This is a genomic window from Sinimarinibacterium flocculans, from assembly GCF_003201205.1.
GTDB lineage: Bacteria > Pseudomonadota > Gammaproteobacteria > Nevskiales > Nevskiaceae > Solimonas > Solimonas flocculans.
The window spans coordinates 1-23,361 of record NZ_QICN01000015.1 but is presented as its reverse complement, the minus strand read 5'-3'; the positions used below and the strand labels follow the sequence as shown (position 1 = coordinate 23,361).

The 23,361-nt window shown below is 65.0% G+C and carries 18 protein-coding genes and 1 pseudogene; 18 read left to right on the top strand and 1 reads right to left on the bottom strand.

Annotated features, from left to right (window positions below; translation table 11 throughout):
* The first annotated feature begins 219 nt into the window (after positions 1-219).
* From C8D93_RS19145 to C8D93_RS19075, 16 genes are all read left to right on the top strand, one after another.
* Positions 220-1,521: a TolC family protein gene (locus tag C8D93_RS19145; protein ID WP_110266851.1), complete on the top strand. Its 1,302-nt coding sequence runs from the start codon at positions 220-222 to the stop codon at positions 1,519-1,521.
* On the top strand, positions 1,514-2,851 hold the full coding sequence (locus C8D93_RS19140) for an efflux RND transporter periplasmic adaptor subunit (protein ID WP_170124128.1): 1,338 nt from the start codon (positions 1,514-1,516) through the stop codon (positions 2,849-2,851). The genes C8D93_RS19145 and C8D93_RS19140 overlap by 8 nt, the downstream gene beginning before the upstream one ends.
* On the top strand, positions 2,848-5,991 hold the full coding sequence (locus tag C8D93_RS19135; RefSeq protein ID WP_110266849.1) for an efflux RND transporter permease subunit: 3,144 nt from the start codon (positions 2,848-2,850) through the stop codon (positions 5,989-5,991). Before C8D93_RS19140 ends, C8D93_RS19135 begins: the two co-directional genes overlap by 4 nt.
* A gap of 65 nt (positions 5,992-6,056) precedes the next feature.
* Positions 6,057-6,437 (top strand): hypothetical protein, encoded by a 381-nt coding sequence (locus tag C8D93_RS19130; RefSeq protein ID WP_146216669.1) that lies wholly within the window; start codon positions 6,057-6,059, stop codon positions 6,435-6,437.
* Between the two features lie 132 nt (positions 6,438-6,569).
* Complete coding sequence (locus C8D93_RS19125; RefSeq protein ID WP_110266847.1) at positions 6,570-6,830, top strand: hypothetical protein; 261 nt, start codon at positions 6,570-6,572, stop codon at positions 6,828-6,830.
* 266 nt (positions 6,831-7,096) lie between these two features.
* Positions 7,097-7,855, top strand: coding sequence for an AraC family transcriptional regulator (locus C8D93_RS19120; RefSeq protein ID WP_110266846.1), 759 nt, complete (start codon positions 7,097-7,099; stop codon positions 7,853-7,855).
* Between the two features lie 73 nt (positions 7,856-7,928).
* Entirely contained in the window at positions 7,929-8,792 is an 864-nt protein-coding gene (locus C8D93_RS21180) for a sterol desaturase family protein (protein ID WP_170124127.1), read from the top strand.
* Positions 8,793-8,918: 126 nt separating this feature from the next.
* The gene (locus C8D93_RS20815; protein WP_170124126.1) at positions 8,919-9,056 is read left to right on the top strand and encodes a hypothetical protein; all 138 of its coding nucleotides are present in this window, start codon (positions 8,919-8,921) and stop codon (positions 9,054-9,056) included.
* Positions 9,057-9,114: 58 nt separating this feature from the next.
* Positions 9,115-9,552, top strand: coding sequence for a hypothetical protein (locus C8D93_RS19110; RefSeq protein WP_110266845.1), 438 nt, complete (start codon positions 9,115-9,117; stop codon positions 9,550-9,552).
* A gap of 113 nt (positions 9,553-9,665) precedes the next feature.
* Positions 9,666-11,279, top strand: coding sequence for a TolC family protein (locus C8D93_RS19105; protein ID WP_245904008.1), 1,614 nt, complete (start codon positions 9,666-9,668; stop codon positions 11,277-11,279).
* A gap of 43 nt (positions 11,280-11,322) precedes the next feature.
* Entirely contained in the window at positions 11,323-11,604 is a 282-nt protein-coding gene (locus C8D93_RS19100) for a hypothetical protein (RefSeq protein ID WP_110266844.1), read from the top strand.
* Complete coding sequence (locus C8D93_RS19095) at positions 11,604-13,031, top strand: multicopper oxidase family protein (RefSeq protein WP_110266843.1); 1,428 nt, start codon at positions 11,604-11,606, stop codon at positions 13,029-13,031. Before C8D93_RS19100 ends, C8D93_RS19095 begins: the two co-directional genes overlap by 1 nt.
* Before the next feature lie 18 nt (positions 13,032-13,049).
* The gene (locus C8D93_RS19090) at positions 13,050-13,634 is read left to right on the top strand and encodes a c-type cytochrome (RefSeq protein WP_110266842.1); all 585 of its coding nucleotides are present in this window, start codon (positions 13,050-13,052) and stop codon (positions 13,632-13,634) included.
* Complete coding sequence (locus tag C8D93_RS19085; protein WP_110266841.1) at positions 13,627-14,286, top strand: class I SAM-dependent methyltransferase; 660 nt, start codon at positions 13,627-13,629, stop codon at positions 14,284-14,286. Before C8D93_RS19090 ends, C8D93_RS19085 begins: the two co-directional genes overlap by 8 nt.
* A complete protein-coding gene (locus tag C8D93_RS19080) occupies positions 14,283-15,308 on the top strand; it encodes a rhodanese-like domain-containing protein (protein WP_110266840.1) in 1,026 nt (341 codons plus the stop codon). Before C8D93_RS19085 ends, C8D93_RS19080 begins: the two co-directional genes overlap by 4 nt.
* Before the next feature lie 3 nt (positions 15,309-15,311).
* Positions 15,312-15,797 (top strand): DUF411 domain-containing protein, encoded by a 486-nt coding sequence (locus C8D93_RS19075; protein WP_110266839.1) that lies wholly within the window; start codon positions 15,312-15,314, stop codon positions 15,795-15,797.
* 730 nt (positions 15,798-16,527) lie between these two features.
* Here C8D93_RS19075 and C8D93_RS19070 read toward each other — a convergent pair.
* Complete coding sequence (locus C8D93_RS19070; RefSeq protein ID WP_110266838.1) at positions 16,528-19,503, bottom strand: Tn3 family transposase; 2,976 nt, start codon at positions 19,501-19,503, stop codon at positions 16,528-16,530.
* A gap of 668 nt (positions 19,504-20,171) precedes the next feature.
* On the opposite strand from C8D93_RS19070, the gene C8D93_RS20500 reads away from it, so the two are divergent.
* Together C8D93_RS20500 and C8D93_RS19050 are read left to right on the top strand one after the other, a co-directional pair.
* Positions 20,172-21,320 carry a hypothetical protein gene (locus C8D93_RS20500; protein ID WP_146216668.1) on the top strand — a complete coding sequence of 383 codons (1,149 nt, stop codon included), beginning with the start codon at positions 20,172-20,174 and terminating at the stop codon, positions 21,318-21,320.
* Positions 21,321-21,384: 64 nt separating this feature from the next.
* A pseudogene (locus C8D93_RS19050) lies at positions 21,385-23,265 on the top strand (type I restriction endonuclease subunit R); the annotation flags it as partial.
* Between the last annotated feature and the right edge of the window lie 96 nt (positions 23,266-23,361).

Below are 23,361 nucleotides of genomic sequence, written 5' to 3'. Positions count from 1 at the left end.
GACCACCTGCGCCCTGGGCCATCTGGCGTCGGTCGCCATGGTATCTCTGGCCCTGCCACAGCCGGCCGGAGTCGGACGCGGACTCACGCCCGTTATCGCCGCTTCGCGCACGACTGGCTCTCTGCTGCGCCCTCCGATCGCCCTCCACGGTTAATGCCTGTCTGCGGCTCGTCCTGAGCCGCTCTGGGCCGCTGTCCGGCCCGACCGTGGAGAAGAACGATGATTCCCGTATTCCGCCGCGCGGCTGCGCGGCTCCTGAGCGGCGCGCTGCCGCTCGCCCTGTTGCCGTTCACGCTCGGGGCACAGCCGGCCGCAGACGTCGCGCTGAAACTGCCGGAGGCCGCGAACCTGGCGGTCAGCGCCCAGCCTCTGCTTCAGGGCCTTGAGGCCCAGACCCGCGCGGCGCGCGAAACCGCCGTCGCAGCCCGGCAATTGCCCGACCCGCAACTGTTCACCGGCATCGCCGATCTGCCGGTGAACACGGACGACGCCTACTCGCTGACCCGTGACGGCGACACACAGATCGTCGTCGGCCTGATGCAGGAGTTTCCGCGCGCGCAGAAGCGCCGCTTGCGCGGCGAGCTGTCCGAGCGCGAGGCCGCGCGGCTCGATGCGGAGCACGATCTCGCCCGGCGAGCGATCCGCCGGGACGCGTCCCTGGCCTGGCTGGAGCTGTGGCGCTACGACCAGCTGCTGAGCCTCGCCCGTGCCAGCCTGCGCGAAGCCGAGGCGCAGACGCAGGCGGTCGAGATCGCCTTGAAGACCGGCACCACCGCCACGCAAGCCGAGTTTCTGGCCGCACGCCAGGAAGCGGATCGTCGGCGCGACGAAGTCGCCGCGGCTGAGCAGAGCGTCGCCCATGCCCGCAACGCGCTGTCGCGCTGGATCGGTGAGGCGGCATGGCGGCCGGTCAGTCCGCAACTGCCGGAAACGCCGACCCTGCCCAGCCTCGCCGCGACCCTGGACCGGGTACGCGCGCATCCGCAGCTGGCCGGCGCCAGTGCTCAGGTCGCCGCCGCGCAGACCGGCGCGGCGCTGGCGCAGGCCGCCTTCAAACCCGACTGGCGCGTGGAACTCGGCTACGGCTACCGGCCCGCCTTCTCCGAGATGCTGATGCTGCAGGTCGGTGTGGATCTGCCGGTGTTCACGCGCAACCGGCAGGACCGCGGCCTCGCGGCGGCGTTGGCGCAGCGGGACGCCGCCGAGTTCGCGGTCGAGGACGCGAGCCGCCAGCTCGTGGCCGAGGCCCGGCTCAATCACCACGACTACGAGCGCTTGACCATCCGTCTGCAGGACTATGAGCAGACCCTGCTACCGCAGAGCCGGAACCGCATCACGGCGGCGCTGGCGGGCTGGCGCTCCGGCCGCAACGCGCTGCGCGAGGTGCTCGATGCCCGCCGCGCGGCGCTCGAAATCCAGATGGCCCGGCTCGATCTGCAACACGATCTCGCCCGGCGCTTCGTCCAACTCACTTATCTCGGCGCCTTTGAAATCGACGCCGGGGAGAACACCCATGAATAAGAAAACCCTGATGGCCTTGAGCCTTGTGGTTGCTGCCGGTGCCGGCGGCGGCTGGTGGTATGCACAGAGCATGACCCCGCACAAGCACCAGCTGGTGAAGATGACCGACGAGCAAGGCAAGGTTTACTACACCTGCCCGATGCATCCGCAGGTCAAGCAAGGCGAGCCCGGCAACTGCCCGATCTGCGGCATGAAGCTGGTGAAGCGTGAGGACAAACCTGCCGATGCCGCCATGAGCGACGAGCGCGAGGTGCTCTACTGGTATGACCCGATGCGGCCGGACCAGCATTTCGATGCGCCCGGCAAGTCGCCCTTCATGGACATGGAGCTGGTGCCCAAGTACGCCGACGAGGCCGGTATGGGCATGTCCGGCAGCACCGTCGTCGAGATCGATCCGCGCATGGCGCAGAACCTCGGCATGCGCACCGCCGAGGTCAAGACCGGCACGTTCTGGCAGCGCGTGGACGCGGTCGGCAGCGTGGCGGTGGACGAGAACCGAATCGCGGTCGTGGAGGCCCGCGCCGCCGGTTGGGTGGAGCGACTCGATGTGCGCGCCGTCGGCGACACCGTGCGTGCCGGTCAGGTCGTCGCGGGGATCTACTCGCCCGAGCTGCTGGCCGCGCAGGAGGAGCTGGCGCTGGCGCGCAAGCTCGATGACCCGACGCTGATCGGAGCGGCGCAGACGCGGCTCAAGCTGCTCAATGCGAGCACGAGCGGCCGTCCGCAGCGCCAGACGCTGATCGCCGCGCCGCAGTCTGGCGTCGTCACCGAGCTGATGGTGCGCCAGGGCGCGCAGGTCACGCCAGGGATGCCGCTGCTGAAGCTGGCCGACCTGTCGAAGGTCTGGATTCTGGTCGAGGTGCCGGAGGCGCAGGCGTCCTGGGTGATGGCGGGAAAGCCGGCGCAAGCGCGCCTGAAAAGCCAGCCCGGCCAGGTGTTCGAGGGCACGGTGGACTACGTCTATCCGCTGCTCGATACGCAGACCCGCACGCTGCGCGCACGACTGGCCTTCGACAACGCCGACGGCACACTCAAGCCCGGCATGTATGCCGAAGTGACGGTGTTCGGCGGTGCGAAGCGCGGCGTGACCCTGGTGCCGAGTGAGGCGGTGATTCGCACCGGCACCCGCAACGTGGTGCTGGTGGCCGAGCGCGAGGGCCGTTACCGCCCGGTCGAGGTCGTGTTGGGGCCGGAACGGCAAGAGGAGATCGTGGTCGTCGACGGTCTCGAACCCGGCCAACAGGTGGTGACGTCCGGTCAGTTCCTGATTGATTCGGAGGCCAGCCTGCTCGGCGCCTATAACCGCATCGGTGCAGGGAGCACGCCATGATCGCCCGGCTCATCCACTGGTCCGTGCACAACCGCTTCCTGGTGCTGCTGGCGACGGCCATGCTCACCGCCTGGGGCCTGTATTCCGCCGCCAACACGCCGCTGGACGCGATCCCCGACCTGTCCGACACGCAGGTCATCGTGCGCACGGTGTATCCGGGCCAGGCACCCCAGGTGGTGGAGGATCAGGTCACCTATCCGTTGACCACGACGCTGCTGTCCGTGCCCTATGCCAAGACGGTGCGCGGTTACTCCTTGTTCGGCGAGTCCTTCGTCTATGTGTTGTTCGAGGACGGGGTGGACCTGTACTGGGCCCGCTCGCGCGTGCTCGAGTATCTGTCTCAGGTACAGGGCCGCTTGCCGCCGACCGCGCGCGCGGAGCTGGGGCCGGACGCCACCGGCGTGGGCTGGATCTATGAATACGCGCTGGTCGATCGAACCGGCCAGAACGACATCTCGCAGCTTCGCGCGATACAGGACTGGTTCCTGAAATACGAGTTGAAGACGGTGCCCAACGTCGCCGAGGTCGCCACCCTCGGCGGCTTCAACAAGCAGTATCAGATCGTGCTTGATCCGGATCGCCTGCGCGCGTTCAAGCTGCCGCTGGAGACCGTGATGGACGCTGTGCAATCAGCCAATGCCGAGGCCGGCGGCTCGGTGCTGGAGCTGGCCGAAGCCGAATACATGGTGCGCGCACGCGGTTATCTGAAAACACTGGATGACTTCCGCGACATCCCGGTGGGGCTCGGCGAGGCCGGCACGCCCATTCTGCTGCGCGACGTGGCGACGGTGCAGCTGGGACCGGAGACGCGGCGCGGCATCGCCGAGCTGGATGGCGAAGGCGAGGTCGTCGGCGGCGTGATCGTCCTGCGCTCGGGCGAGAACGCGCAGTCCACGATCGAAGCGGTGAAGGCCAAGCTGGAGACGCTCAAGGCCAGCCTGCCGCCCGGTGTCGAGATCGTCGAGACCTACGACCGCTCCGCATTGATCGAGCGCGCGGTGGAGAACCTCTCGCACAAGTTGCTGGAGGAGTTTCTCGTCGTTGCACTGATCTGCGTGATCTTCCTCTGGCATCTACGCTCGGCGCTGGTCGCCATCATCACCCTGCCCATCGGCATTCTCGCCGCCTTCATCGTGATGCATGCCCAGGGCATCAACGCCAACATCATGTCGCTGGGCGGCATCGCCATTGCCATCGGCGCGATGGTGGACGCCGCGGTGGTGATGATCGAGAACGCACACAAGAAGCTCGAACACTGGCGGCACGATCATGCCGGGCAGGAACTGGAAGGCGAAGCGCGCCTCAAGCTGATGGCTGAAGCCGCCGCCGAAGTCGGCCCTGCGCTGTTCTTCAGCCTGCTCATCATCACCGTGTCCTTCGTGCCGGTGTTCCTGCTGGAAGCGCAGGAGGGCCGCCTGTTCACGCCGCTGGCCTATACCAAGACCTATGCGATGGCGGCGGCGGCGGGCCTGTCGGTGACGCTGATTCCAGTGCTGATGGTGGCCTTCATCCGCGGCAAGATTGTGGACGAGACCGCGAACCCGCTGAACCGGTTGCTGATCGCGCTCTACCGCCCGGTCATCAATCAGGTGCTGGCCTTCCCGAGGGCGACGCTGGTCATTGCCGTGGCGGCGGCACTCGCCACGCTGTGGCCAGCGACGCGCCTGGGCAGCGAGTTCATGCCGCCGCTGGATGAGGGTGATCTGCTTTATATGCCGACCGCGCTGCCGGGTCTGGCCGTCGGCAAGGGCGCGCAGATCCTTCAGCAGACCGACCGCATCCTGAAAACCTTCCCCGAAGTGCAGCGGGTGTTCGGCAAGATCGGACGCGCCGAGACCGCCACCGATCCGGCACCACTGGAGATGGTCGAGACCACGGTGATGCTCAAGCCGCAATCCGAGTGGCGCGCGGGCATGACCACGGAAAAGCTCATCGAGGAGATGGACGCGGCGCTGAAGATTCCCGGCATGGGCAATGTCTGGGTACAGCCGATCCGCAACCGCATCGACATGCTCGCCACCGGCATCAAGTCGCCGGTGGGCATCAAGATCGCCGGGCCGGATCTGAATGTGATTCAGCAGATCGGCAATGAGATCGAATCCGTGGTGAAGCAGGTGCCGGGCACCGCCTCGGCCTTCTCAGAGCGGGTGTCCGGCGGGCGCTATGTCGAGGTGGTGCCGGATCGCATTGCCGCCGCACGCTACGGCCTCTCGATCGAAGACGTGCAGCGCATCGTCAGCATCGCCGTCGGCGGCCAGAACATCGGCGAAACCATCGAAGGCCTGCAGCGTTTCCCCATCAATCTGCGCTACCCGCGCGAGTTGCGCGACTCGGTGCAGGACCTGCGCGAGCTGCCCATCGTGACGATGCGCGGCGAGACCCTGACCCTGGGCAGCATCGCCACGGTAGAGATTGCCGATGGCCCACCGATGATCAAGTCCGAGAACGCGCGGCCCAACGGCTGGATCTATGTGGACATCCGCGGCCGCGACCTCGGCGGCTACGTGGCGGACGCGAAGCGGGTCGTGGCCGAGCAGGTGCAACTGCCGCCGGGCTACTCGGTGGCCTGGTCAGGGCAGTTCGAGTATCTGGAGCGTGCCGCAAAGCGCATGAAGATCGTCGTGCCGTTCACGCTGGCGGTGATCTTCCTGCTGCTGTACCTCACCTTCCGCAGCGCAGCCTCGGCCGCGCTGATCATGGCGACGCTGCCGTTCGCGCTGGTCGGTGGGTTGTGGCTGATCTACGCCCTGGGGCATCACCTGTCGGTGGCCTCGGGCGTCGGCTTCATTGCGCTGGCCGGTGTCGCGGCGGAGTTCGGCGTCATCATGCTGATCTACCTCGACAACGCCATCCGCGAGCGCGAGCAACGCGGCCAGATGCGCACCGTTGCGGACCTGCGCGAGGCGCTGATCGAGGGCGCAGTGCTGCGCGTGCGCCCCAAGGCCATGACGGTGGCCGTCATCATCGCGGGCCTGCTGCCCTTGTTCATCGGCGCGGGCACCGGCAGCGAGGTGATGCAGCGCATCGCCGCGCCGATGGTCGGCGGTATGGTGACGGCACCGCTGCTCTCCATGATCGTGCTGCCGGCGGCGTATCTGCTGTTGCGCGGCCGGCGGCTGGCTCGGCAGGTGCTGTCATGACGCGCCGCAGCAGGAACGCGGTGACCGTAGGCCGGTCCAACCAGAGTGGGCAGCGGAGGGGCGGTATGAACCGACGCTTGTGGGTCGTGCTGCTGGTCATGGCGAGCTTCATGCCGTGGCGGGTGGCGCTCGCCTGCGCCCATCAGGCCGGTCTGGTCCAGGAACGCTGCTGCTGCCTGGAGCAAAGGGCGGTTTGCCCGCAGATCAAGACCGGCGTCGGCCAATGCTGCAAGACGGTGCTCGCCGCGCCGTCCCAGTTGGCGGATTCGCAGGCGGATACATTGCCGTCACCCGACGGCGGCAAGCCGCTGGCCCCGCCGCCCTCTTCCGTCAGCTTTACGCCTTTGCCCCCCGCGTCCGGGCATGGCATCGCGTGGCTGACCCCTGACCGCGGCTGGTTCGCGGGCAACGAAACCTACCTGCAAACCGCGAGACTGCGGCTGTAGCGCGCCGGAGGGCTTCAGGCGGTTCGCTGAGGCCTGGCTTCACCCAACGAATCGAGCGGCATGCCCTGCATGCCGTCCAACCCGTTCGTGAAGAAGAGGCACGCTATGAACAACACAACCCGAGTCATCCGCATGCTCGGCATCGGCGTAATCGCCGGGCTGAGCCTGATCCAGACGGCGCAGGCCGCCCCCGAAACCTACGGTCCGCGCGGCACCGTGCGGTTCGAACCGCTTCCGGAAACAGTCCAGAACTGCACGACCAGTGTCCGCCAGGTCTGGGACAGCAGCGCCAAAAGTCGCAAGGCCGTGACGGTGCGTGAGTGCGCCGGCGCCAAGACCCGCAAGATCAAGACCTGGACCGGCCCGCGCAACACCATTCCGGTTTACGAGTGACGCGGGACGCCATGAACGCACCGCCCGAACGTCTTACTTGGACCCCGCGCTCGTCGCGCTGGGCGTGTCGGCGACAGGCTCGCGCCCGCGCACCTCCGGCGGGTCGCTCGACAACGCGTCACGGTGTCGGCGCTATATCCCGTATCGCCGCGGAGACTGGCATGCTGTTTCCACAGCCGGGAGACGCGATCCGCTCGTGGAGCAGGTTCGGCTGTACACCAGGCGCCGCAGCGCCAAGCCCGGATCACTGAGCGGCAGGGGTGAGCATGTCCGACGACGCACAGAAGCAATCCGCGCCAGGCGTCTGGTACGGCCGGGTGCGCATGGGCCTGGGCTGGGGATGGTTCCAGGGCGCCGTCGGCGATCCTGCTGCGCACGCGCACTACGCGATTCAGCTCGTGCTGTGCGATCGACCCGTGCCGGTCTGGACCGCGTCCGAAGGTTGGCAGAAACGCTGCGCCATCCTGCTGGGACCTTCCTTGATGCATGCGCTCGGTCGCAGCGACGAAGCGGTCACACTGGTCTATCTGGAGCCCGATTCAGACGCGGGCCGGCGCATTCGGCAACTCCTGCAGCACGGCGTGGCGATACTGAGCCCCAAACAACAGGCCGCCTGTCACGACGCACTCGATGCGAGGCCGCAGGCGCCGGATGAGGCGCTGGTCGAGCAGTTGGTGCCCGCCGGCGGCGGAGTCGCAGAGCGACGCACTGATCCGCGGATCGACGCACTGCTCGCCGACGTGGACGCGTGGCTGGACGAGGCCGCCGGCACTTCACGGTTGGCGGCCGCGGCGGGCATGTCGGTGAGTCACTTCCAGCATCGCTTCCGTGCACAAACCGGCATGCCGGCGCGCCCCTATCTTCGCTGGCGTCGCCTGCTGCGGGCCATGCATGCGGTGCTGACGGGCGCCACTCTGACCGACGCGGCCTTGCTCGCCGGGTTTGCCGATGCCGCGCATTTCACACGCACGATGCGTCGGCACTTCGGAATCACGCCTCGGGCCTTGGCCGCGATGACGCCGTAAGCGGACAGCAGGTTCGTTCAAGACACTGAGCACCGGGTCGCACAGACTGGAGCCTCGTCTTGGAGCGCGCACGATGATCCTGCTGATTCGCTACGGTGCCTATCCCATGATTGCCGGTGGCGCCTTCGCGCTGCTGATCGATCTGGCTGGAGCCGGGATCGCTTACTGGCCGACGTTTCCGTTGATCGTTCTGGCCGGGATCGCGGCCGTCGCCGTGCTCGAGCGCGTGGCGCCGTATGAGCCGGATTGGAACCGCGATCACGAGGGTGACACCAGGGTCGACCTGCTGCATCTGATCGTCAGCTACATGCTGATTCAATTTGCCGTGATCCTGCTGTTCGGCTTGCGCGCCTGGCGTCCCGAGTGGGCGAGCGTCTGGCCCGAACGATGGCCCATGTGGGCGCAGGTGGCGCTGGCCGGGCTGATCATGGATCTGGGCCTGTACGCCATGCACCGTGCCAGCCATGCGAGCGGACTGCTGTGGCGCTTGCATGCGATACACCATAGTCCGCAGCGACTGTACTGGCTCAATGGCGGACGCCGGCATCCGCTGTCCGCGCTGGTGCTCGCCGGGCCCGGGCTGCTGGCCCTGATGGCCCTGGGGGCGACACCGGTCGCGGTCGGCGCCTGGTTGAGCTTCATGAGCATCCATCTGGCTTTTCAGCATGCGAATCTCGACTACCGCCTCGGCCCGCTGCGCCATCTGCTGGGCGTCGCCGAGATGCACCGCTGGCATCACAAGCGCGACTTCGAGGACGCGCAGGTCAACTTCGGCGAGGTGCTGCTGATCTGGGACCGGTTGTTCGGAACCTTTTACGACGCCGCGCGAAGCCCGGGGCGCGGCGACGTCGGCCTGCGCGACGACGCCGTCCCGCGCAGCTATCTCGGACAGCTGCTGTGGCCGTTGAAGACGGCGCCGGACCGCCGCGCCGAGTAATACTCCGACTTGGCCCGTCGGCGCCGCATTCCGCAAGCCAGCGCGCCGGCGGTGCCATGATGAGATCGACGGCGTCGAACACGTGGACGTCGATTTCGAGCAGGGCATCGTTCTCGTGGACACCTCGTGATGGCGCGGCTGTGCCGGCGGGTGGACGCATGGAACCGGCGCGTCTACTGGATGTCTGTCGGACTGTGGATCGTCGGGTTCGCCGCCGCTTATCTGCTGCTGCCGGTGACGCAGATGCTCGATCGACTCCCGTGATGTTGCGCCCCAGTCGTCGCTTGCCAAGCGTCTACCGAAAGGCTACAAAGGCCGCCTCGTGAAAACCCTGAAGACCGTGCTCATTCTGCTGCTGGCGTGGACGTTCTCCGTCCAGGCCATCGCCGGCGCTTCGGGGGCCATCTGCCGCCAGGCGGGCGAGCGGACTGCGGCGGAGGCGCCGCAGCTCGAACACACCGCGATGGCTATGGCGAACGATGCCCACGCGATGCACGGTGCCGGGCACGCTGACCATCGCAAGGCTGCCGAGGGGAGCAGCACCCAACAGCAGAAGGCAGCGTCGGAGCCGATGCCCGGCTGCGACTGCGGCTGTCAGTGCGTCGACCAGCTTTGCGGCAGCTCTGCCTCGGGTCTCGCCGCCGGTCCGGCGGAGGGCATGGCCCGATTCTTCGCCGACACGCTGCGCCCCGCCCGAGGCGCAGCGAGCCCGGCCAGCGCCCACGCGCGCGATCTGATCCGTCCTCCCAGTATCACCTGACGTGAAGCCGCGGCCGCGGCGAGGCTCGTCCTCGCCCGCGGTCCGCTCTTCCGCAAGCCCGCTGCTGCGTCAGCGCGGCACCTGCGCATTCAGGATGGTCCCGGAGGTTTCATTTGGTTTCCCAACGATTGCTGTTGCTGTCCGGCGCGCTGCTGGTCGCCGGTCTGGGCGGCTGCGCAAGTATCCCCGCCGACTGGGGGCGCGGTGAGGCCGCCCAGCTCGCCGCGTCCCATGGACGCACGATTCCGCAGGCCGACGATGCGGCCGCCTTCACGCGCGAGGCGCTGAGCCGGCCGCTGACGGCGGACACCGCGGTGCAGCTCGCGCTGCTCAACAACCCGCTGGTGCGCAGCGAGACGGCACGCCTGGGGTTCGCGGCCGCCGATCTGTACGACGCGGGACGCCTCGCCAACCCGGTGTTCTCGGCGACACGGCTGTCGCCCGGCGACGCTGCGGCGCCGAATGCGCAGCTGACGCTGGGCATCGCCTTCAACTTCGTGAACCTGCTGTTCCTGCCGGTGAACACGCGCTACGCCGGCGCGCAGTTCGAGGCCGCGAAGCTGGCGGTCGCCGCCGCGGCCGTGGACCTGGCTGCCGACGTCGAGGCGGCGTACTACGAAGCGGTCGGCGCCGAGCAGCTGGCGCAGATGCGCGAGGCCGTCGTGCGCGCCGCCAAAGCGTCGGCCGATCTGGCGCAGCGCTTCTTCGACGCCGGCAACATCAGCCGCCGCGAGCTGGCGCTGGAGCAGGCGGCGGCGAGCCAGGCCCATCTCGATGCGCTGTCGGCGCGCGCCGCGGCGGTCGAGGCGCGCGGCGCGCTCAATCGGCTGATGGGATTGTCGGCGGCGCAGGACACGTGGTCGCTCGACGCGCGACTCGCCGAGCCGCTGCCGCGCGAAGACGAGCTCGGTGCGCTGCTGCGGCTTGCCGCCGGATCGCGGCTCGACGTCGCGGCGGCGCGCACCAACGCCGAAGCGCTGGCCGCCCGCTTCGGCCTGGAGCGCCGCACGCGCCTGATCGGCGGCATCGAGATCGGCGTCGAGCGCGAGAAGGACTACGACGGCGCCATCAACCTCGGCCCGACGCTGCAACTCGAGCTGCCGTTGTTCAACTGGGGCGCCGGCCGCGTCGCCGCCGCACGCGCCGCGCTGGAGCAGGCGGAAGCCGAGCTCGATGCGCGGGTGCTCGACAGCAGCAACGAGGTGAAGCTGGCGAACGCCCGGCTGCTCTCGGCCAAGGCGCGCGCCGAAAGCTACCGCAGCGCGCTGATCCCGCAGCGCGAGGCCGTGGTCGAGCAGATGGAGCGTGAGGTCAACTACATGCTGATCGGCGTTTTCGAGCTGCTGGTTGCGAAGCAGCAGGAGTATGACGCCTACGCCGGCTATCTCGACGCGGTGCGCGATTACTGGATCGCACGCACCGAGCTGGCGCGCGCCGTCGGCCGGCAACTGCCCAGCAGCGACCAGCCCGCCGAGCCGACGCTCGATCCGCAGGAGCTGACCAAGCCCAAGGGCGGCAGCATGGATCACAGCGGCCACGCTATGGGCGGAGTGAAGGGCATGGATCACTCCGGCCGTCACATGCAGCACGAAGGTATGGAGACGGACGACATGCCCGGCATGCAGGGGATGGATCACGGCACGCACGAAGCCGCGTCGGAACCCGAGCCGAAGCAGGAGGAGCAGCCTGCCGAGGAGAAGCCCGCGCACGAACATCAGCACCACTGAATTCCCAACCGGCGCACCGCGCCATCAACCAGGAGCTTTACCGATGAACAAGCTGATCCAATCGACGCTGATCGCCGCCCTTGTGCTGGCCGCGCAGGCCGTCGCCGCCCACGACCCCAAGGAGCACGAGAAGGAGGCCGCGGCCAAGAACGCCGGCCCCGACTGCGCGCAGATGAAGGATATGGACAAGTCGAAGATGGACATGAACGACCCGGTGATGAAGGCAATGCACGAGAAGTGCATGGGCCAGATCGGTCACGAGGACATGGATCACACCGACGGTGAATCCAAGGCACCTGCCAAGGCCGACGAGCACAAGCACTGATGGTCACGCGACGCAATCTGATCCAGGCAATTAGTCTGGGCGGCGCCGGTCTTCTGACCGGTGTCGCCCGCGCCCAGCACGAAGGCCACACGACGAGTCCGCCGACGGCCGTTCCAGCCACGCCGCCTGCGCCGCCACCCGGGGCGCTCAAGCGCCATCCGCAGGGCTATGTGCCGGTGCGCACGCTCAACGGCTGGACCTTGCCCTACGAGACGAAAGACGGCGTGAAGGTCTTCCATCTCGTCGCCGAGGAAGTCGAGCACGAGTTCGCGCCGGGCTGCCGCGCGAAATGCTGGGGCTACAACGGCACGACGCCGGGGCCGACGATCGAAGCGGTCGAAGGCGATCGCGTGCGCATCTACGTCACTAACCGTCTGGGCGAACACACCAGCGTGCACTGGCACGGCATCGATCTGCCCAACGGTTTCGACGGTGTCGGCGGCCTCAACCAGCCGCACATCAAACCCGGCGAGACCTACGTCTACGAATTCACGCTCAAGCAGCACGGCACGCACATGTATCACCCGCACGCCGACGAGATGGTGCAGATGGCGTTCGGCATGATGGGCCTGTTCATCATCCATCCGAAAGATGGCGAGGAAGTGCCGATCGACCGGGACTACTGCTTCCTGCTGCACAACTGGGCGCTGCATCCGGGTACGTACCGCCCGGATCCGTCGATCATGCAGGACTTCGACCTGTGGACCTTCAACAGCAAGGTCTTTCCGGCGATCGAGCCTCTGGTCGTCGGCCTAGGCGAGCGCGTGCGTATCCGCATCGGGAATCTGTCGATGTGGAATCACCCGATCCACTTGCACAGCAATCCGTTCTGGGTGACGGGCAGTGACGGCGGACGCTGGCCGCAGTCGCAGTGGCGGCGCGAGGCCACCGAGATCATCGGCGTCGGCCAGATGCGCGACTACGAGTTTGTGCCGACCGAGCCCGGCGACTGGGCGTTCCACTGCCACATGGCGCATCACGTGATGAACGCGATGGGGCACGGCATTCCCAATCCGACCGGCGTCGACCAATCCGGCGTCGAAGCGGAGATCCGCAAGATGCTGCCCGGCTACATGGCGATGGGCAAGGACGGCATGGCCGAGCACGCCGGTCACGTTGCGATGGGCCTGCGCGGTCCCGACAACACGCTACCGATGATGACCGGCGAAGGGCCGTTCGGACCGGTCGAGATGGGCGGCATGTTCACGGTGGTGAAAGTGCGCGAGGGGCTCGCACCCGGCGACTACCGCGATCCCGGCTGGTACCGGCATCCGAAGAATCAGGTCGCCTGGCGGATCAGCAGCGATCCGGGATTCGGCAACCCGGTCCGCCGCCAACCCTACGGTCCGCCGCAGCTGTCGGCGGCGGGCTCGCCGAGCCCCATGCCGGACATGCCGGGCATGGATCACTCGAGGCACGGCGGCTGATGCACCGGAGAAAGGACGATGAAAGTGCTGAAACTGTTACTCGTGTTGCTCGCGGTCCTGGGCGCGGTCGGCTTCATCTACATGGGCGTCTATCCGATCGGCGCCGACGTGCCGCACACGAAGCCGGTGTACTGGCTGCTGGAGACGGTACGCGAGCGCTCCATCGCCGCCCGCATCGGCGGCATCGAGGTGCCGCCTCTGGACGATCCGCAGATGCTGCTCGCGGGCGGAGCCGACTACAACGACATGTGCGCCGGCTGCCATCTCAAGCCGGGCAAAACCGAGTCGGACCTGAGCATCGGCCTGTATCCGAAGCCGCCCAATCTCGCGCAGCCGGCGGAAGACCACGGTGACGGCCACGCGCACGGCGATGCGCGCGCCAGCGCCGCGCGCCAGTTCTGGATCATCAAGCACGGCATCAAGGCCTCCGGAATGCCGGCCTGGGGACCGACGCACGACGACGCGCGCATCTGGGCGATGGTCGCCTTCCTGCAGAAGCTGCCGACGCTGACGCCGGCGCAGTACCAGATCCTCACGGCGCGGGGCGGCGGCATGGGCCACGACGGACACGGCGCGAGCGCCGGGAACGAGCACGATGACTGAGCGCTACATTCCGGCCTTGTCGTACCGCTGGCTGACGCCGCTCTACGATCCCGTGGTCGCATGGGCCACGCGCGAGCGTACGTTCAAGTCGGCACTGCTGCAGCAGGCGAACCTGCAGCCCGGCGGGCGGGTGCTGGACCTGGCCTGCGGCACCGGCACGCTGACGATTGCGGCGCAGCAGGCGCAGCCCGGTGCCGAGATCCGTGGGCTCGACGGTGACGCGGCCATCCTCGCACGTGCGCGCGCCAAGGCGCGAAGCGCGGGTGCGGGCTTGCACTTCGACGAAGCGATGTCCGACCGCATGCCGTATGCCGACGCGAGCTTCGACGTCGTGCTGTCGAGCCTGTTCTTCCACCATCTTGGTCGGGATGCCAAGCCGGCGACGCTGCGCGAGGTTCACCGCGTGCTCAAGCCCGGCGGCTGGCTGCACGCGGCCCACTGGGGCAAGGCGGCGAATCCGCTGATGCGCGCCGCGTTCATCCTCGTGCAGTTGCTCGACGGCTTCGAGACCACGGACGACAACGTCGCCGGCCGCCTGCCGGCGTTCATGGTCGACGGCGGCATTGTCGAGGCCGCGGAGACGCGTCGCTTCGCCACCCCACTGGGTACGATCGCGCTGTACCGCGCACGCAAGCCGGGGCAGGAGCCATGAGTCTGCGCCGCACCAGCCCCGACGAGCTCAAAGGGCGCCTCGACGCTGCCGAGCCCGTGCTCGTGCTCGATGTGCGGCGTCCGGAAGCGTTCCGTCGCCATCCGTCGGGAATCGCCGGTGCGATTCCGCTGCTGCTCGACGTCCCGGAACCGCAGATTCCGGATGTGCCAAGGGAAACGCCGGTCGTCGCCTATTGCCTGTGCTCGGGACAGGCGTCGAGCACGCGCGCGGCGCGCTGGCTCGAAGCTGCGGGCTACACCGACGTCGCCGTGCTGACGGGCGGGCTGCCGGCGTGGGAAGCGGCGGATTTTCCGCGCGCGCCGATTCATCCCGATGACGCTCGTCGGATCACCACGTGGATCCCGCCGCCGCGCCAGGCCACCGGCGCAACGGGCGGCAGCCTGATTGCCGAAAGTGCGTTCCTCGCCGGAGAGCAGCTGCCGGCGCGACGCGACATGGCGGTGCTGTTCGTCGACATGGTCGATTCGACGCAGTTGCTGTTCATGCACAGCCCGGAGGAAATGCTGGGCCTGGTCCAGGCCTTCATGGAAATCGTCGTCGATGTCGCCGTGCAGCACTGCGGCGACGTGCACGACTTCGAGGGCGACGGCGCGATGCTGTACTTCGCCGGCGTCGGCGAGGCGCTGCCGGCAGCGTTCAATCTGCGCACCGCGCTGAACGCACGGCGGCGCGAACTGCCGGAATTGCCGCAGGCGCGCTTCGCGCTCGATGCCGGGCCGCTGGTGGTCGGCCACGTCGGCGCCGTCGAGCGCCGCGGGCTGTCGTTCATTGGTCCGAGCGTCAACGCCGCGGCGCGCATTCTCAAGCTGGCGCCGCCGGGCGGCATCGTCGCGACCTATCGCATCGTCAGCGAGGCCTGGTACACCGATCCGGATCTCGCCGCCCGGTTCGTCGCGCTGCCGGAGCAACAGCTGCTGAAGGGTTGGCAGGAGCCCGTCTCCGTCTACGTGGCGGCGGACGGCAGCTTGGCTGCCGACGTGTGTCAGGACTGCAGGAGTTGATTCATGCATACCATCGCTTTCACTGCATTCGGCCTGATCGTTCTGCTGGCCGCCGCTTGCTCGAGGTCGACGCCCGAGGGCGCGCCGGTCATCACCGTCTACAAGAGCCCGACCTGCAACTGCTGTTCCGTCTGGGTCGAACACCTGAAGGCGAACGGGTTTGCGACGCGGGTCGAGGCGCAGCGCGATCTGGCGCCCGTCCGAGCGCGGCTGGGCGTGCCCGCCGAGCTCGGTTCCTGCCACACGGCCGTCGTCGACGGTTATCTGGTCGAAGGCCACGTGCCGGCCGAGGACATCCGGCGCCTGCTCGCGGACAAGCCGAAGGCCAAGGGGATCGCCGTGCCCGGCATGCCGATCGGTTCGCCCGGCATGGAGGTCGGCGCACGTCGCGATCCCTACGAGGTGCTGCTGTTCGACGAGACGGGACACACGCAGGTGTTCGCGCGCCATGGTGACTGGCCCGCGGCGGAGGACGCGCATGCGCACTGACGCCGGCCATCTGGTTCGACCCACCGGTCTACCGGGTATAGGTCGCGGGCAACGTGTACCTCATCTCGGCAAAGTCCGATGAATGCAGAAACTGCCCACCACAGCACGTTCTCACCCACATCCGGTCGCTTCGTGCGCTACGGTTAGAACTCAAAACATCCGCAGCCGGTGCGCCAGCCCGCTGGCCACGAAGGACTGCGCGATTCTCAAAGAGCTGTCCGATCCGCGGGCATGCCCGTCACGGGTGGAAGCCGCAGCCGCAGTCCACGACTGAGGCGGGTGCGGAAATTGGGGTCTTCGGCCACGAAAGCTTTGCGTTGAGAAATCGCCTTACTTGACGGCTACCCCGATTCTCAAAGAGCTGGCCGATCCCCGATTACGCCAAGCGCCGGGAGAAGCTGCACCCGCCGTCCACAATCGAGTCCGGCACGTGCGCGCCGCGAAGAGGGGCGTGTCGCAGCAAGGAGTGCGTTAGCTTTTCGCGTGTGCGTCTGCCAAAAGCAGGGCGAGATGCATAAACCAAGTAGCCATCCATGATTCCGCTCAAGTTGGTGCTACTACCCATACAGCGAGCGCAACAAATTCCGCCTAGTTATCGATTAGCCCTTTAGCACCTCCCGGTGCCCCCGGGAATCTTGCTGCGGTGATCCCCGAGGGCTATCGAAGTGAGCAACTGCCACTTTGGCGATTCAGGCTGGCGATGCCCAACTAATCGGGCAGCGCCAGATTTCTACATGCTCTCGATCTGAATGCGGTCTCCCATATCGAGCTTGAACTCGCCATAGGGGTTCACGTGAAGATAGATCAGCGGGGTCAGCGCACGAAGGTCTTCGGGCTTGAGGCGCCGCCGCCACTGCTTCTCGCGAAGGACGCGCTGGATCATCAGCGTGTTGACGTACACCAGGGACGATTGCAGCAGATGCAGACACAGGACGGACAGTTCCTGATCCTCTAGGCGATTGGTCGCGACTTCGCCGCTCTTGCCGTAAAAAATGAAGCTGTTGGCCGAGTTCCAGTTCTCGACCACGTTAAGACCTTCGTGGATCTCCTGACGCAACGTCAGGCTGTTCAGGTAGCGGCAGAGGAAAATGGTCTTTGCCGCCAGGCCCAGCTGCTGGAGAGCCCGGTAGGTGGGGTGCTGAGCATTTTCCCGAGTGAACCGGCGCAGCACCGACTCCGCGTCGACCCCATTGGACATCGCCGAAGCAAACCGTACCATCTCGTCATACTGCTGAGCGATGAGTCCCCAATCAATCGACCGCGCCAGGATCGGGGCCAGCTTCGGATAGTTCGCAGCCGTGCCAGGGCCAGGCAGATAAAGCCGCTGCTTGCTGATTGCCTTCAGCCGCGGCAGCAGTTCAAAACCGAGCAACCGCGAGAAGGCAAATCCGACCGCGCTTTGCCCATGGCTATCGACGTAGTTCTTCTCGACCTCCATGTCCGAGCAATGCCGCAGGACGCCTTCCATCATCGCTGCCACCTCCGATGACGAGCACTTCTTCAGCTGGGAGTAGATGCAAACCGACTTGCGCTCCACGTGCCAGTAGATCATCACGCCACGGCCGCCGTAGCGGATATGCCATTCGGTCATGAGATTCTGATCCCAGCTGCCGAACTTCTTCGAATCCGATGCGCACGCAGTAGTGCCTTCTCCCCAGATCTCCGGATCCCGCGCTGCGAATGTCGCGTTGACCACCTTGCCGATCGCGTTGCGAAGGAACTCTCTCGTGATGTAGCGGCGTTTCGCGTAGACGAGGTCTTTGTAGCTTTCCGGAATCTCGCTGGTCACCACTCTTTTGAGCCCAGTATTCGTACCCAGGCCATAGAGAGACAACAGAAGTCGTCGCTGGAGAGCGGGCTTCTCCAAGGCCTCGCGGCTCGCAGCGGTCTTGAAACAGTCCGTCACTCCAACTCTGAACTCGGTCTCCTTCAAGATGTCGAGCAGGCCTGTCGCCGGCCACTTCTTGTTGATTTCAATCTTCAATGCGTGAAGATTCTCTGGCTCTTTCTGCTCATCAAGAGGTTCCAAAGCGATCCTGTTCATACCGACCTCACGCAGCTTCACGTATCGATTACGAGGCAGGTCGTCGTTGAGCTGCTGCAATGCCTCCGCCATCTCCAGGCGAATCTTGTTGATGAAGTCATTTGATTCGCTCGGCAAATCCAGGTCGGCGTAGTAGTCGGCTCGTCGTTCGTTGAAATCACTCGGCAGGTCTTCGTCCGGATTACCGTACTTCCTTGCGCCTTCAACCCAAATCTCCCTGCAACGCAACTGGATTCTGAGAGACTGAAGCACGCAGATTTCGTAGTTGATGCGATTGATGCGCTCGTTGCCGTCCTTTCCTTCTTCGAGAACAACATCGCGCCATTTGGCCGGGACGACGCTTTCGAGCCGCAGGTCAACGTGGTCAGGAAAATACTGGAAGCGGTCATTGCGGTATGTCCTGAGGATCTCCAGTGCCTCGATGACCGGCTGATGCAGAGTGTTGTTTGAACGGAAGACCAGGTTGTCCAACATCCGCGGCAGCATCTGGCGATAGTGATTGCTGTAGGAGTTGCGCATCACCTTATGCACGATGGTACGGAATGCCGGGCCGCCGGACTTGAACTCCTTAACCACAGCGTCAAGCGAGTCCTTGGGCACGATCGGGAAGATGACATCTGAGATCACGCCGTCCGGGTTTTCGACGGAGAGTTCGGCGATCTTGAACAGCATCTGTGACTTACCGCGAACACGCTTGAAGTCGTTGAGCAGTTCCTTCTCGACTCTGCGTTCGGCGCGAACATCGATACGGTGAATGAGGCTGACAAGCAGCTCGACAAATCCATCCAGGATTTCCCGCCGACGGAGCCAGCAGTAGACGGCGACCAAGACATACCTGGCCGGCGATGTTAGCTGCCGCAACTCGCTTGAGTCGTACGAGGACGTCCGGCGCTTGAGCACTTCGAGCTCGCGCGGAGGAATCGCCAGCCAGGGGGCATCCGGAATCATCAGGCACTTGATGCTGTTGAGCTTGGCGACCTCGCGAAAGACCGATTCCAGGCTGGCTCTACCTGGATCGCTCTTAATCTGGTGGAAGGTCAATGGGGCGGTTTCACCGTCGGGCATCTCGGCTGTGTCCGGCCCCTGACCGTCGATCAGCTCCGGGTCAGACAGTTGCAGCATTGCGTCGATGGCATTGAGGCATTCCTCAGGAAGCGCGTTCAACAGGCGCTGGTACAGCGATTTTTCGAAGCTATTCTTTGCGCTTGCGACGTAGGTCTTAATACGTTCATCGCTTGGCGATTCGATCTTTTTGCGCCTGAGCCACTTGTCGACCTCCGCCTCGACGGTCGGATCGTCTGAGGTATGGGGGAGCACCTCCGCGATGAGCCAATCGATCAGCGGCTGGCCATCCTGGTTAGTAGCCTCGCGGACACCAAGGTGCTCTCGGATGGCGGATCGATGCCGTGAAGCCGTCCGATCATCAAGTCTGTACTCGCTAAAGAGCGCGGGATTGATCGACAGCTGATCGCCGATGGCCTCGACGACTGCGGTTGGGATGTCGCGCCGGGTGGTGGGAAATGAGTTTTCGTACTGGAAATACTTCAGCAGTACGAAGTAGCCGAGCCTGGTGATCCGGGACTTTCCGGCCGGGATTTCCATTTCCTTAGGCGACAGCGTCCAGTGCTCCGCCATTTCCAACTCTGTAAACTTGCGTCTCATGCGGATTGCTCCGCATTCGGCTGCCTCGATACCTGCACGTCCATAGCTTCCCCCGGCGACGGGCCGAGCAAGGCCCTCGTCGCACTTCAAGACGATGAAAAAAGCTCTCTGAAGGGGCCTCGGTCTTGACCGGACCGAGAAAACGACGCACGATCGAACCGTAAGTAGGTGGTAATCGCTGTCAGAGAACCCAGGGTCGCCACCCTGGGTTTTCGCGTTTTCAGGCTCCCTCAATCATGACGCGGCGATGTTCTAGGAAGGCGTCATGGGGAACCTCCGGGTCGCACGACGGGTGTAGCAGCGTCGACAGTCATTTCGGGCGCTGCCGGGACCGTTGCGAGGGACTTGAGATGTGCATCGACTGCGCTGCGCAGCCAAACCGAGCGATGGCGAACCAGTCTCGGCAGCGGCATCCCAGGATCGGTGCCGTGGTGGCGAAAGCGCCAGAGAGCCGCACGGATCGCACCAGGTGTCGTCTTGTACAGAGCCGCGACTTCCTGGATTTTCAGGACCTCATCCGACACAGCCGATTTCTCCTGATCACAAGCGGTTACGCCGAGCTACTCGGAGCCAGCTTGCCGAAGAACTAGGAGTAGCGATCAGTAAGATTTCAAATTCCCTCTTGAAGTCATATAGTATTGTTAATAAAGTGTTTTATCATCTCCTGCATGACCTATTCGCCGGCCACGAAGGAATTGATTGCGCTCATTTGGATCGAGATGCGTGCGTATCCGCGGGGCACTCCCGCCCACAGGCTGTGGCATGGCGCACTGAAAGTCTTTTGCGACAAGACGATCGTCGAAAACCGTCTCCGCAAGTGGGCAGCGTATGCGGCCCGCAACCCAGATGATGAGAATCTCATCCGCTTCGAGACCATCGAATCGGCGTTCGGTGTAGTCGCTGATCGGTTCCCATCAAGGTGGAAGTCGGCGTTCCACATCGAACAAGTGCTCAAGTTTCTCAGCCGCGAAGGCGACAAGTACGCCGATCTGGTCATCCAGAGTCGCGAGAATTTCCCACGGTTCAAGCCCGGCGAGATTCGCAGGAATCGCGCATTTGTCGAAAGCGAACTGCAGGTTGATCGCTATGCCAACCGCGATTCCGTCGACGCCGAAAGGGTTCAGCGCGCTTGGCAAATAGCGGGAGACGCGCTTCAGCATCTATACAATCGATACTCTCTTCACCGCGAGAAACGAAAGCCAAAAGGAGCGATTCATCCAATTGGCTGGTGCAACGTCTGCTGGCGGGTAGGAACGAGCCGCGGCAAACGTATCTATCTCTGTGGCGAGCACACACCGGGATCCACTGCCTACAAGAAGGCACATTTAGCCAAGCTATGGATTCCGATGGATCACCCGGCCAACGAGAGCAACGCGTACTTCTCGCTACGCTACAAGGAACTGCGGCGGAGTGTTCCGACGGAAATCCGAGAGGCGAGTAGCCTTTTTCTAATGGAAGATCTCGTCGGATGCCACTTCGATCTGGACTCAATTTCCGAATACCGAGTTCAAGGCTGGGACTATGACGGGGTATTTCCAGCCGTAACCAGGTTCATTCAGCGAAGGCTTGGGGGCCGGTTATCGATTGCGAACGCGAAGGGCGTTCTTGCAGTTATAGATCCTGTGGCCAGAAAGCACGCTGCAGCGCACGTGCGAGTGCACGATGCGTTGGTCAAGGATGAGCGGCTCTACGTACAACGCTTGATGCTGGCAGAGACGTTCTTGGTCACCTGGGAGGCCCGGCGGCGTAGTCACGGGGGAAAGCGTTGGAAGCGCGAGGCGGGGGACAAGCCGAAGTTCATCGTGACGCTGGCATAAACGCTGAAGCAAATGCACCCACGGATCTCTATAAATACAGATACTTACAGGGGCGTTTGGCGTCTCAGAAGAGCTTCCGTGGAATTACCCCAACCACGAGGTCTACGCGCTGATCAAGGACGGCGTGAAGGTGACGGTGCCGGACGAGCAGGGCGGGCAGACCACCGAGACGCTGCGCGTGATCGACTGGAACACGCCGGGCAACAATGACTACTTCGTCGCCTCGCAAATGTGGGTGGCGGGCGATATGTACCGGCGGCGCTGCGATCTGGTGGCGTTCATCAACGGCCTGCCGCTGGTGTTCATCGAGCTGAAGCGTCCGGCGGAGCCGCTCAAGACCGCATTCGACAAGAACCTGCGCGATTACCGCGGACAGTCCATCCCGCAGCTCTTCCATCCCAACGCCTTCATCCTGCTGTCCAACGGTGCGGACACCAAGATCGGCACGCTGACCGGTGCCTGGGAGCACTTCTTCGACTGGAAGCGGGTGGACGATGAAGCCGAGGTCGGCAAGGTTTCGCTGGAACGCGCGCTGCGCGGCTTGCTTGCGCCGGCCAAGCTGCTGGACTACGTGGAGAACTTCACCGTCTTCGAGGCCGGCCGTGGCGGCCTGATCAAGAAGACGGCCAAGAACCACCAGTTCCTCGGCGTGAACCGTGCCATCGCACGGCTGGCGGAACTGCGCGAGTCCAACGAGAAGGAGCGCAAGCGCCTGGGCGTCTTCTGGCATACGCAGGGCTCGGGCAAGAGCCTGTCGATGGTGTTCTTCACGCAGAAGGTACTGCGCAAGCTCAAGGGCAACTGGAGCTTCGTGATCGTTACCGACCGCGAGGAACTGGACGACCAGATCAGCAAGACCTTCAAGGCCACCGGTGCCACGGCACGCGAGGACGTGCGGGCCAGCAGCGGCGAGCATCTGCAGGAACTGCTGCGCGGCAACGAGCGCTACATCTTCACGCTGATTCAGAAGTTCCGGAACGAGCCGGGCAAGGCATACCCGCCGCTTTCCGATCGGTCCGACGTGATCGTCATTACCGACGAGGCACACCGCAGCCAGTACGACATCTTCGCGCTCAACATGCGCAACGCGCTGCCCAATGCCGGCTTCCTCGGCTTCACCGGCACGCCGCTGATCAAGGGCGACGACGAGCGCACGCGCGAGGTCTTCGGCGAGTACGTGAGTGTCTACGACTTCGTGCGGTCCATCGAAGACGGGGCCACGGTGCCGCTGTACTACGAGAACCGCATCCCCGAGGTGCAGCTCACCAACCAAGACCTCAACCGCGACCTGGAAGCCCTGCTCGAATCCGCGGAGCTGGACGAGGACCAAGAGAAGAAACTGGAGCGGGAGTTCGGCCGCGAGTACCACATCATCACCCGCGAGGACCGGCTGGAGGTCATCGCCAAGGACGTGGTGGCGCACTTCACTGGCCGTGGCTATCGCGGCAAGGCGATGATGGTCTGCATCGACAAGGCAACCGCCGTGCGGATGTACGACAAGGTGAGGTCGCACTGGAAGGATGAGATTGCACGGCTCAAGGCAGAGTTGGCGCAGACCAAGGGCGACGACCGAGAGGTGCTGATTGCTCGCATCACGGTGATGGAAGCCACGGACATGGCCGTCATCGTCAGCCAGGGCCAGAACGAAGTTGAGGAGCTGAAGAAGAGGGGCCTGGACATCACGCCTCATCGCCAGCGGATGCTCAAGGACAAGCTGGACGATAGGTTCAAGGACGAAAACGACCCGCTGCGGCTGGTGTTCGTGTGTGCCATGTGGATCACCGGCTTCGACGTGCCGACCTGTTCCACGATCTATCTCGACAAGCCCATGCGGGCGCACACGCTCATGCAGACCATCGCCCGCGCCAACCGCGTGGCACCGGGCAAGGAGTCCGGCCTGATCGTCGACTACGTCGGCATCTTCCGGGCGCTGCAAAACGCACTGGTGGAGTTGACCCGTTCTCGCGGACACCTGATCTTTTGAGAGAAGGAGTCCGATATGCCCAAGAGTCGAGCGCCGTACCCGGCGGATTTTCGCCAA